This window comes from Piscinibacter sp. PDB1-1, from assembly GCF_056675995.1.
This window is the reverse complement of the sequence record NZ_JBWVZJ010000004.1, coordinates 96585-107579: the sequence shown is the minus strand read 5'-3', so window position 1 is coordinate 107579 and position 10995 is coordinate 96585. Positions and strand designations below refer to the sequence as shown.

Annotated in this window: 8 protein-coding genes; 3 read left to right on the top strand and 5 right to left on the bottom strand. The window is 68.7% G+C overall.

The window, feature by feature from the left end; translation table 11 throughout:
* The first annotated feature begins 244 nt into the window (after positions 1-244).
* Both AC1KAR_RS19880 and AC1KAR_RS19875 read left to right on the top strand, forming a co-directional pair.
* On the top strand, positions 245-838 hold the full coding sequence (locus AC1KAR_RS19880; RefSeq protein WP_480320959.1) for a LemA family protein: 594 nt from the start codon (positions 245-247) through the stop codon (positions 836-838).
* Between the two features lie 82 nt (positions 839-920).
* The gene (locus tag AC1KAR_RS19875; RefSeq protein ID WP_480320957.1) at positions 921-2810 is read left to right on the top strand and encodes a M48 family metalloprotease; all 1890 of its coding nucleotides are present in this window, start codon (positions 921-923) and stop codon (positions 2808-2810) included.
* Between the two features lie 27 nt (positions 2811-2837).
* Here AC1KAR_RS19875 and folE read toward each other — a convergent pair whose 3' ends face one another.
* On the bottom strand, positions 2838-3566 hold the full coding sequence (gene folE / locus AC1KAR_RS19870; RefSeq protein ID WP_480320955.1) for a GTP cyclohydrolase I: 729 nt from the start codon (positions 3564-3566) through the stop codon (positions 2838-2840).
* A gap of 342 nt (positions 3567-3908) precedes the next feature.
* Between folE and AC1KAR_RS19865 the strand changes: the two genes are divergently transcribed.
* On the top strand, positions 3909-4616 hold the full coding sequence (locus AC1KAR_RS19865; protein WP_480320953.1) for a helix-turn-helix transcriptional regulator: 708 nt from the start codon (positions 3909-3911) through the stop codon (positions 4614-4616).
* Between the two features lie 22 nt (positions 4617-4638).
* On the opposite strand, the gene AC1KAR_RS19860 is transcribed toward AC1KAR_RS19865, so the two are convergent.
* The 4 genes from AC1KAR_RS19860 to AC1KAR_RS19845 all read right to left on the bottom strand — a co-directional run bounded on the left by AC1KAR_RS19860 (position 4639) and on the right by AC1KAR_RS19845 (position 10983).
* Positions 4639-5259, bottom strand: coding sequence for a transglutaminase-like cysteine peptidase (locus tag AC1KAR_RS19860; protein ID WP_480320951.1), 621 nt, complete (start codon positions 5257-5259; stop codon positions 4639-4641).
* A gap of 145 nt (positions 5260-5404) precedes the next feature.
* Positions 5405-6730 carry a DUF805 domain-containing protein gene (locus AC1KAR_RS19855; protein ID WP_480320949.1) on the bottom strand — a complete coding sequence of 442 codons (1326 nt, stop codon included), beginning with the start codon at positions 6728-6730 and terminating at the stop codon, positions 5405-5407.
* A gap of 138 nt (positions 6731-6868) precedes the next feature.
* Positions 6869-8395: a BCCT family transporter gene (locus AC1KAR_RS19850; RefSeq protein WP_480320946.1), complete on the bottom strand. Its 1527-nt coding sequence runs from the start codon at positions 8393-8395 to the stop codon at positions 6869-6871.
* An 80-nt stretch (positions 8396-8475) separates the two neighbouring features.
* Positions 8476-10983, bottom strand: coding sequence for a hypothetical protein (locus AC1KAR_RS19845; RefSeq protein ID WP_480320944.1), 2508 nt, complete (start codon positions 10981-10983; stop codon positions 8476-8478).
* Between the last annotated feature and the right edge of the window lie 12 nt (positions 10984-10995).

The following is a 10995-nucleotide window of genomic DNA, read 5'->3' as shown; positions in this document are numbered from 1 at the left end:
CCCTAGGCGGACCGGCGAACGGGGTGCCCTTCTCTTTGGTTACTTTCTCTTGGGCAAGCAAGAGAAAGTGACTGCGCCGCCGGGCGCACATCCCGGCAACAGCCTCACGCAGTGATCCGCTTCAGCATGCGATGCTCACCGAAACCAATCCACTGCGCCACGCCGCGCGTGCCAAATCACACACCCCCGCCCCCACCACCTCAGCTAGAGTCCCCTCGATTTCAACTCCGAGGGAGAGCGCCCCATGAGCACCACTCAAATCGTCGCCTGGGTCATCGTCGCCGTCCTGGTGTTCTGGGCTGTCGGCGCCTACAACCGCCTGATCCGCCTGCGCAATGCCATCGGCAACGCGTTCGCTCAGATCGACGTGCAGCTCAAGCGCCGCTACGACCTCATCCCCAACCTCGTCGAGGTGGCCCGCAAGTACGCCGCCCACGAGCGCGACACGCTCGAAGCCGTGACGGCCGCGCGCAACCAGGCCAAGGCCGCTGCCGACGTGGCACGCACACGCCCCGCCGCAGCGGGTGCCGTCACCAGCCTGGGCATGGCCGAGCAGGTGCTGGGCTCGGCGCTGGGCCGCCTGATGGCGGTGGTCGAGGCCTACCCGGAGCTGAAGGCCGACCAGTCGCTGCGTGAGTTGTCCGAGGAGCTGACCAGCACCGAGAACAAGGTCGCGTTCTCGCGCCAGCTCTTCAACGACGCATCGCTCGAATACAACGACGCCTCGCAGCAGTTCCCCACCAGCCTGCTGGCCAACCTGTTCGGGTTCCGGGCGGCGGCGATGCTGCAATCCACCACGAGCGAAGCCGAGCGCGCCCCGGTGCGCGTGCAGCTCTGAGCGCGCACGCGCGGGTCCGTCGGGCTCAGCCAACGCTCGACCCTTCGGCCTGAGCGCATCGCTCTCGTTCGCTCCCTTTTCGATGCGCTTTCGCAAGCAACAGGACGAAGCCCGCGGTGCCACGCAGCGCCTGCTGGGCCTGTTCGCGCTGCTGCTGGTGGCGCTGGTGGTGGCCGTCAACGCCATGCTGTTCGGCTTGTGGTGGCTGATCGCGTCGTGGCTCGACTTCATCACCTTGCCCACGCTGTTCTTCGAGACCAACACGGCGCTGGTGCTGATGTTCGTGATCGGTGGTGCGCTGGTCGAACTCAGCCGGCTGCGTGCGGGTGGCGGTGCCCATGTGGCCGAGTGGGCCGGTGGGCGCTTGCTGACCGACCCGCGCGATCTCGCCGAGCGCCGCTTTCTCAATGTCGTCGATGAGATGGCCCTGGCGAGCGGCCTGCCGCGCCCGGCCGCCTACGTGCTGGAGCGCGAGGACGCGATCAACGCCTTCACCGCAGGCTGGTCACCCGAAGAATCGGTGGTGGCCGTCACGCGCGGCGCGTTGCAGCGCCTCACGCGCGACGAGTTGCAGGGTCTGGTGGCGCATGAGTTCGGACACATCCACGGCGGCGACCTGCGGCTCAACATGCAGCTGCTCGCACTCGTGTGGGGGCTGTCACTGGTGCACGGCTATGGCCTGTCGCTGATGGCGCCCAACGAGGACGGCAACCGCTCGGGCATCGGGCTGCTGATCGGCAGTGCGTTCGCTGCCGCGGGCAGCCTGGGTTGGCTCGCCGGGCAGGTGCTGCAGGCGGCGGTATCGCGCCAGCGCGAGTTGCTGGCCGATGCGAGCGCGGTGCAGTTCACTCGCAGCCGCGACGGGCTGGGCGGCGTGCTGCGCAAGGTGTGGCACCAGACGCGCACGAACGAAGGTCGGCTCCTGCACGCTCCGGCGCGCCTGCTGGCGGCCATGCTGCTGCAGGCGCCGCCCACCTGGCTGGCCAGCCACCCGCCGCTGCCCGAACGGCTGCGCCGCATCTATGGCCGCCACATGGAGCCGCTGGCCGCGCCCGTGCTCGCCAACAACGCTGCCGACGCTGCCGCCGATGAAAACTACCGGCCTGCCGCCGCCACATCCGCCTCGGCATCACCGAACCTGCCTCCCCTGGCCTATGCTGCCCCCATGCTCGAGCCGACCGCCCGCTTCCCCGAGCCGCGTGCCGTGGCCGATGACGACGAACGCGAGGCCTGCGACAGGCTCTCGCGCCTGAACGGCCCAGGCGAGCTGCGCGCCGCCATCCTTGCCTTGCTGCTCACGCCCGGCAGCCAACGGGAGCGCCGGGCCTGGCGCGACGAAACCGGCGGCCTGAGCACCGCCGAGGCGGTGCGGCAAGAGGTGAAGAAACTCGGCCCCGCCATGCGCCTGCCGTGGCTCGAAGTGCTGCTGGCTCGCGCGGCACGCGCCCCGCTGCTCGACCGCCAAACGCTGATGGAATCGGCTCGCCGCGTGATGGGCGCCGATGGTCAGGTGCGCCCAATCGACCGGCTGCACCTGCTGCTGCTGCGCAAGCAACTCGGAGAGGCGCAGGCCAGCGCCCCACCCGCGGCCAACGCGCACAACGACATGCGCAGCCTGCCCCCGCACCTGATGCAGCAGGTGGCCCGGCTCACCGCGTTTCTTTCGCGCCTGCTGCCCGAAGGCGAGCCCTGGTATCGCCAGGTGATGCAGTCCTGGCAAGCCGCGGAGGCCACCGCGCCCTTCGCGCCGCCCGACGCCGACACGCTGGTGCATGCCCTGCAGGAGGTGCAGTCGCTGCCATGGATGCTCAGGCCCGTGATCGTGCGCGAGTGGGTCGATGCGGCGATGCAGCTCAAGGGCCCCGGCGCGTTGCAGCCCGATGCCGCCGACGCGCTGCGCCTGGCGTGCACGCTGCTCGACTCGCCGCAGCCGCCCGAACTGGCGCGGCACTACATCGAGCCGGCGGTCTGACGTCTGACGGGCCGCGCCGAGCGGCGCTCAGCCCTTCTTGCGCAGCAGCGACAAGAACTCGGCACGCAGGCTCGCATCCTTCAGGAACGAACCGCGCATCACCGAGTTGCTCATCATCGCCTCGCTGTCGCGCACGCCGCGCCAGTGCATGCAGAAGTGGTCGGCCTCCATCACGATGGCCAGACCGTCGGGCTTGACGCGTGATTGCAGCTCGTCGGCGAGCATCACCACGGCTTCCTCCTGGATCTGCGGGCGGCTCATGATCCAGTCGCAGATGCGCACGTACTTGCTCAGGCCGATGAGGTTGGAGTGCTCGTTGGGCAGCAGGCCGATCCAGACCCGGCCCATGATCGGGCACAGGTGGTGCGAACAGGCGCTGCGCACGGTGATCGGCCCCACGATCATCAGCTCGTTCAACCGCTCGGCGTTGGGGAACTCGGTCACCGCCGGGATGGGCTGGAAGCGGCCGCGAAACACCTCGTTCACGTACATCTTGGCCACGCGCTTGGCGGTCTCTTGCGTGTTGTGGTCGCTTTCGGTGTCGATCACCAGGGCCTTGAGCACCTCTTGCATGCGTGCCGCCACCTCGTCGCGCAACTCGTCGAGTTCGCCTTCGCGGATGAACGCGGCGATGTTGTCATTGGCGTGGTAACGCTTCTTCGCGCCGACAACCCGGTAACGGATGCGCTCCGATGCGCTCAGTGCGGCGAGCTCTTCCTCGCTTCTGAAGATCGGGGCGGGCGGTTGGCCAGGCATGGTCAGTCCTGTCGGGGTAAAAGGTGAGGCGCCGATTGTGAAGCCTCGTGCCCGGCCGCGCGCGCGCCCGGGGGCTCGACGGCCACGAGGCACTCTCCGAGCCCCTCGAATCCCGAGTCTCCTGACACAACGCTGTCAGGAAGTCGGGCCCAGCATGGAAGCCCGTGAGACCCGCCCCCCACCCCCACCATGCCGTTGGAACCCTTCGAGCCGCCGTTGCGCAACCCGCCGCCGTTTCTTGCCCGGCACACGCCGCGCCCGCTCGTGCGGCCGAGGTTGCAGAATGCGCCACACCCACCCGCGATCGACCCCGAGCCGAACACCCCCCACGAGCCCCATCGCATGCGACGAGCCGACCGACTCTTCCAGATCGTGCAACTCATCCGCGGCCGGCGCCTGAGCACGGCCCAGTTCCTGGCGCAGCGACTGGAGGTGTCGGAGCGCACGGTGTACCGCGACATCGCCGAGCTGATGACGCAGGGCGTGCCCATCGAGGGCGAGGCGGGCGTGGGCTATCGCATGCGTTCGGGGTTCGATCTGCCGCCGCTCATGTTCACGCATGAAGAAGCGCAGGCCCTGGTGGCCTCGGTGCGCATCGCCCAGCCGCGTCTCGATGCCGCACTCGCCGCCCAGGCCGAGAACGCGCTCTCGAAGATCCTGGCGGTGTTGCCCGTCGCTGCGCGCGCGGCCGCGGAAAGCCTGGCGGTGTACGCGCCGCCGGTGGATTTCGACCCGGGCACGCGCTCGCGGCTGGAGCCGCTGCGCCTGGCGGCCGAGGGCCGGCGCAAGGTCGACCTGCACTACCTCGACCTCAAGGACAGCGACAGCCGGCGCACCGTGCGCCCGCTCGGCTGCTTCTATTGGGGTGCGGTCTGGACGCTGGCGGCCTGGTGCGAATCGCGCGAGGACTTCCGCAGCTTCCGCATCGACCGCATCCAGCAGCTCGATGTGCTCGACGAGACCTTCCGCGATGAACCGGGCAAGACACTGCCCGACATGTTCCGCCGCGTGGAGGCCGAGTCGCAGCGCCGCGGCGCCGCGGCCAACTGAGGCCCCGTCGCCAGAAGTCAACTCAGCGCTGCTGCGACCAGCGCGCCAGCACCTCGCGCCATGGCCTGAGCAGCGCGGCGGCGTCGCCCACGCGCTGGGCCGACACGCCCCGCCAGAGGTGATCCACGTCGAAGCTCAGCACCGGGTACAGGTCGGCGCGCTGCACCAGCGGCAGCGCGTGCGGGCTCACGTTGTCGAGCACCAGTGCACCGGTGGTCGACTCGCCACTGAGCAGCACCACGTGCGGCAGCCGCAGCTCGGGTTGCTCAGGCGGGCTGCGCCAGGCATAGAGCAGGCGCGAACACGCGCAGGGCTGGCCGCAATCGCGCAGCGCGAAGTACTTGAAGATGGCGAAGTCTTCGCAGTCGCCCGAGTCGCTGGCGAGCGTTTCGGTGGGCGTCTGCCAGCAATCGGCGAGACCGGAAGTGGATGAGTCGGCCGCGTAGCCGATGCGCTGGTTGACAACGTTGTTGACGAACTCGACACGTGCGAGCAGCGGCAAGCGACCGGCGGCACGCAACAGGGCGCCGTACTCACGTGCGATACCGGGGCGGCTGGCCGGCGCGGGCGGGGCGTGCGCCCTCGCCCCCAGCGGGGCGCACAAGCCCAGCATGAAAAAGGCAGCCAGCGTTCTGCGTCGCATGGGGCACCCCCGTCCTCGCCTCCCCTGATGGCGCAGGAGCCGGATCGGCCGCAGGCGCACAGGGATGTCGAGATTAGGGTGACCGGACCCGAAGGGCATCAGGGTAAACGGCCATGGCAATCGCGGCCTCGGCGAAACTGACTCTTCAGTGCTCCTTGATCCACATGCCGTTGACGTTGAGCAGGCGGCACGGGCGCGTGTAGGCCTTGCGTTGCACATCGCAACGTGCAAGCGCCACCGACACCGCCTGGCGCGGCGAACTTTCACCCGCGCCGTAGCCCCACGCACCGTCCTCCGACGCGGCGTAAGCCTTGTGGTTGCCTTGGGTCCAGTACTCGTCACGGAAACCATCGATGGCGCCCGCATGCACCAGGAACTGCCCGATCTCGCGGTCCGATGGCGCCGGCCCCGAGGCGCTCACACCGTCGAAGGTCTCGGTTTGCTCCTCTTCGTCCTGCATGATGTCCGTCATGGCGCGAACCACCGGTTTCCACGCAGCGGCCACGCTCAGCGCGAAGGCCACGACCAGGATACCGGCCATCAGCTTGCTGCCTTTTCGCGGCAGACCGCCGTAGTCGTTGTCGTCACGCGACCCGGGGATAAAGATCAGTGCCAGGCTCACGGCCTCGCCGATGTAGGGCACGACCGCCATCACCGCCCACCAGCCCGATGCATTGAAGTCGTGCAGACGCAGGATCGACACGCGCAGCGACCAGAGCAAGGTGGCGAGCAGGCCGACCACGAACAACACACCGGTGAAGATGCCCGGGCGGGTGAGCATCATCGTGCCCAGCCACACCAGTGCAGTCCAGGTGATGAGCGCGGCGCTGATGTAGCTGAGCCGCGAAAGACGGCCCTCGAAGCCGAAGCCCATCAGCTCGGGCGCGTCTTCATCATGCTGTGCGGCCTGCATGCCGACGGGCGGCAACCCGCGGCGAGCGCGCGCGGCTTCGAGCCGCTCGGCGCGCAGGCGATCGGCGTCTTCCTTCTTGGCAGCAATGCCGCGCGGCATATCGGTCGCGCACGAGCGGCACAGCACGCGCATCGACTGCGTCTCGCCGCAGGTGGGGCAGGTGATCTGTTCTTCGGCAATGGCCAAAGCTGGCGCGGCGGCTATGCCGTGTGCCGCGGCTGAATCAATGTGGGCGGCACCGCTCGCACGTTCCTGCGGCTTCAGCGCGAGGGGTTGTGCCACCGGCGCCGCGGGCGCTGGGGCTGAGGTGGGGGCCAGCACATCGAGCGGCTCCATGCGCACGCGCAGGCCGTACTTCTGCAACTGGGCCATGTAGCTCACCGCGTCGTCGTATGAGAGCGATCGCTTGAGAACCGTCTGCTCGCCCGAGAACATCGCGGCGAGGCGCGCGCCTTCGATCTTGAACTTGTCGCCAAAACGGCGCATGACTTCATCGGCCTGATGCCCCGGCAAGATCTCGCCGTTGAACACCAGGCGCACGTGTGCACTGCCTTGCATTCCCTTCCCCCCTCTTTATGAAAGGGAGGATACAAGTCGCAGCGCTGCCGGGCGCGACCTGTGGTGCAGCCACGACCGAACTTTGCCAACCAGTTCCGAGCGCACCCCTCACTCACGGGGTGACCCTGCGCAAGCCCCTCAGGGGTCGGATCGTGACGCGATCTGGCGCAGTCGCTTGTGAAGGAGCCGCTCTTCGTGATCGTGCGCCTTCCAGTCCTGCCGCACGGCTCGCAGCAGCGCCCAGGCCATGAGCAGGATGACCACACTGAAGGGCAAGGCGAAGACGATCGTGGCCGTCTGCACCGCCTTCACGCCGCCAGCCATCAGCAGGCTCGACGCGATGCCCGCCACGAGCAGGCCCCACATCACCTTGACGCGTGCGCTGGGGTTGGGGTCGCCGCCGGTGCTCATCATGCCCAGCACCAGCGTGGCCGAGTCACCCGAGGTCACGAAGAACACGAAGACCAGCAGGGTGGCAACGATCGACAGCATCACGCTCCAGGGCATGGCATCGAACATCACGAACAGCGCCGTGGAGACATCCGACTTGACCGCCAGATCGAGCGGCACGTGCTGCCAGATCTCGTAGGTGAGCCCGGTGCCACCGAACACCGAGAACCACGCGAAGGCGACGAGCGTAGGGGCCACCACCGCACCGACGATGAACTCGCAGATCGTGCGCCCGCGCGACACGCGGGCGATGAACAGGCCGACAAACGGCGACCACGAGATCCACCAGGCCCAGTAGAAGACTGTCCAATTGCCCACCCAGGCGCTGTCGCGGAAGGGCGTGGTGCGCAGGCTCATGCGCACGAACTCGCTGATGTAGCCCCCAAGCGTGCTCGTGAAGGTATCGATGATCGCCACCGTGGGCCCCAGCACGAACACGGCCACGGCCAGGAGCGCCGCCACGACGAGGTTGCCGGTGGACAGCCATTTGATGCCCTTGTCGACACCCGTCACGGCCGACAGAAGAAAGAGCGCGGTGGTCACGGCGATGATGCCAAGCTGTGACGGCACGCCCACCGGCAGGCCGAACACCCGATTCAGGCCGCTGTTGATCTGCAGCGCGCCGATGCCCAGCGAGGCCGCCACACCGAAGGCGGTGGCAATGGTCGCGAGCACGTTGAACAGCACCGCCAGCTTGCGAATGCCGTGCCACGGGAGCGAATCGGTGGCCACGCTGACCAGCCCCGCACCGCCACGGCGGAACTGGAAGTAGCCGATCGCCAGTGCCACCACCGCGTAGATGGCCCAGGGGTGCAGACCCCAGTGGAAGAACGCGTAGCGCATGGCCGCGTTGGCCGCTTCGGGCGTGTTCGGCGCGATGCCGGGGGGCGGCGTGCCGTAGTGCGACAACGGCTCGGCGACGCCCCAGAACACGAGGCCGATGCCCATGCCCGCGGCAAACAGCATCGAGAACCACGAGAAGGTAGAGAACTCGGGCTCCTCGTCGTCGGCGCCGAGACGCAAATCGCCATAGCGGCTGAAGGCCAGGAAGAAGCACACCAGCACGAGCGCGAGCACGACCCAGAGGTAGAACGAGCCGAAACTTCGCGTGATCTCCGCGAGCAAGGCATTGAACACCGAGGCCATGCTGTCCGGCGACACCAAACCCCAGGCGACGATGAGCGCGATCAAGCCGGCCGACAGGATCAGTTGCATGTGCGTGCCCTCCTTGGTGCGGGGCATCCTAACGCCGCCCAGGGCATCTGCGAAGCAGGGGTTCGGGAAGCGCCTGCGCGTCAGACCAGAGCGCGCAATTCAGCCAGCATCACGTTGTTGTCGAGGTCGAAATAGTGCGTGTGGGCATCGGCGCCCAGGCACAGGTCGCGGTAGTGCGGCGTGTGCTGCACCGGGGTGCCCTCGTAGGCCTGTGGGTCGACGGCCAGCGCCGGCATGGCGGCATCGCGCGCAGGCGACCACAACCAGCGGCCGACGTAGTCGCCGGCACCCCACACGTTGACCCAGTTCGCCACACCCAGATCGTGGCGCGGGTCGGGTCCGATGGCACGCGCGGCGTCGACCTGCCCATGCGGGCTGCGCTCGTCGAGCACCCAGCCGTACTGGCACGGGAAGCGCAAGGCATAGAGCTGCCGCAGCGGCGAACCTGCGGTGAGCAGTCGGATGTTCTTGTCGGCCAGCCGGCGACCGAGCTTCACCAGTTCGTCGTCGGCGCCCGCCTCGGGGCGCAGCAGGTGGCGCCGCTGCAGGTAGCGCAGCAGGTCGGCGGTGATCACCGTGCCCTGGCTGTGCGCGACGATGACGATGCGGTCGTAGCCCTGCGCGAGCACGTGCTCGAGTACCGCCACATAGCGCTCGAAGATCATCACGCGCGGGATGGCGCGCCGCGGGAACTCGCGGAAGTGGTTGTCGACGTCGAGGGCCGCATCGAGCGGGGCGCGCAGCGCAGCGAGGCGCTTGAACGCCAACCGCCCCATGGCCACCAGGCCTACTGCGCTGCCGGCCACCACGACCACCAGGCCCGACAGCAGTTCGCTCGAGAGATCACTGATCGCGAGCGAATCGAGCCGCGGCCAGGGCAGGTCGATGCCGCGCCGTGCGAGCTGGCTGCCGATGAGGGCGAGCGCGGCCCATACCAATGCCGCCGTGATGAGCCAACTCCACCAGCGCACCAAGCGGTCGAGCGCGCGGTAGCCGGCGGTGAGCCAGTGGCCGAGTTGCGCGGCTCCGGGCTGGCAGGTCAGGCGCAGTTCAACCAGCACGCTGGGCAGGAACACGAGGATCACGAAGCCAAGCAGCGCGAGCAACATGGCGGCCACCACCGAGAAGGTTTCCGTGCTGGCGGTGAATCGCACGGCGAGAAAGCACGCCGCCGACATCTCGCGCTGCCCTTGCGGATCGGTGAACCACCACGGCTGGTAGCGAAGGTGCGCGACCAGCGATTCGAGCGGCTGCGCCAGCAGCGCCCATACCGTCATCACGAACGCGAGAAAGATGCCCACCGACACGAACAAGCCGAGCCGCGCGGTGACGATGCTCTGCCGCCGCTCGGGGGTGCCGTGGCCGATGCGGCAGGCCCATTCACCCAGGCCGACGGCGGCGGCGACCAGCACGGCCATCAGGACCCAGCCGCTGAGCTGCAGCAACAGCAGCACCTCGACCGCGCGCAACACGCCGGCCACGAACGAGGCCCCCGCGCCCGACCCGTCGTGCGCGACCGCACCCCACGCAATGCCCGCCAGCGTGATCGCCATCAGCAACAGGCCCATGCCGTACACGGCCCGGAAGCGCTCTTCGCAGTAGCCCACGAAAGCGCGGTACACGACGAGCAGCACGGCCACGAGCGCCAGCAGCACCGCCCATGCGCCCAGCTCCGGAAGCCGATGTGCCGCCCAGCCCAGCACGGCAGCGGTCGCCGCGCCGGCCCAGAAGCCCCAGGCCCAATTGCGCCGCAGCAGGTAGACGCTGCTCACCGCCACCGCGAGCGCGGCCACCGCCGCACCCCAGAGGCTGCCGCTGCGCTCATGGCCGGCGGTGAGCGCCGCCGGCACCAGCAGCAGCGCACACACGAGCAACTGCAGGAACAGCAAGGCCAGCACGCGCGAGAACACCCAGTTGGCCCCGCGGTGCATGCGCGCAAGCCATGCCATCACGCGCGAGGGTGGCATGGCCACGTCGGCCAGCGAGACGGTGTCGGTGCCGAGCTTGGCCAGATGGAACAACAGCGTGAACAGCTCCGCGAGGATGCGCGCCACACCACCGCCGAGGCGCGACAAGTCGGCCCAGTACATCTCGAACACGTCGGTGTCGCGGCCACCCACCTGCATGCGCTTGACGGGCATCTGGTAGTGGTGGCGCACGGTCGGCTTGCCGCGGGCATCGGCCGCCTTGGCAAACAGGTAGTCGGTGAAGCGTACGCCGTGGTCGGCTTCGCAGTCGGCTCCGCGCGCCGCGCTGTTGCGCACCGGCGGCGGCTTGTCGGCGGTGCTCGACACGACGGGCCGCGAGCCGGCGTGCTCGTCGAGGAAGTCACTGCGCAGCGATTGCAGCAGCGACTTGCCGATGCGCTCCAGCCAGCCCGAGGGCCGCCAATGGTCGAAGGGCACCGCGGGCACGAGCGGGTGCACCTCGATCGTCACGTCGGTGTGCGTGATCGGCGTGGGCTGGCCGGCCGCGAGCTGCACCGACACATCGGCCGCGCTCTCGCCACGCACCTGGTCGGCGATGCCATGCACGACGATCACGGCCACGCGCTCGGAGGGCGTGTCGGCGGGGGAGGTGGCAGTCATGGTGCAGCCTAG

Bases quoted from the DNA above. Each gene is read 5' to 3' on its own strand.
- AC1KAR_RS19880 (WP_480320959.1), top strand. From the start codon at position 245: ATGAGCACCACTCAAATCGTCGCCTGGGTCATCGTCGCCGTCCTGGTG.
- AC1KAR_RS19875 (WP_480320957.1), top strand. From the start codon at position 921: ATGCGCTTTCGCAAGCAACAGGACGAAGCCCGCGGTGCCACGCAGCGC.
- folE (WP_480320955.1), bottom strand. From the start codon at position 3,566: ATGCCTGGCCAACCGCCCGCCCCGATCTTCAGAAGCGAGGAAGAGCTC.
- AC1KAR_RS19865 (WP_480320953.1), top strand. From the start codon at position 3,909: ATGCGACGAGCCGACCGACTCTTCCAGATCGTGCAACTCATCCGCGGC.
- AC1KAR_RS19860 (WP_480320951.1), bottom strand. From the start codon at position 5,259: ATGCGACGCAGAACGCTGGCTGCCTTTTTCATGCTGGGCTTGTGCGCC.
- AC1KAR_RS19855 (WP_480320949.1), bottom strand. From the start codon at position 6,730: ATGCAAGGCAGTGCACACGTGCGCCTGGTGTTCAACGGCGAGATCTTG.
- AC1KAR_RS19850 (WP_480320946.1), bottom strand. From the start codon at position 8,395: ATGCAACTGATCCTGTCGGCCGGCTTGATCGCGCTCATCGTCGCCTGG.
- AC1KAR_RS19845 (WP_480320944.1), bottom strand. From the start codon at position 10,983: ATGACTGCCACCTCCCCCGCCGACACGCCCTCCGAGCGCGTGGCCGTG.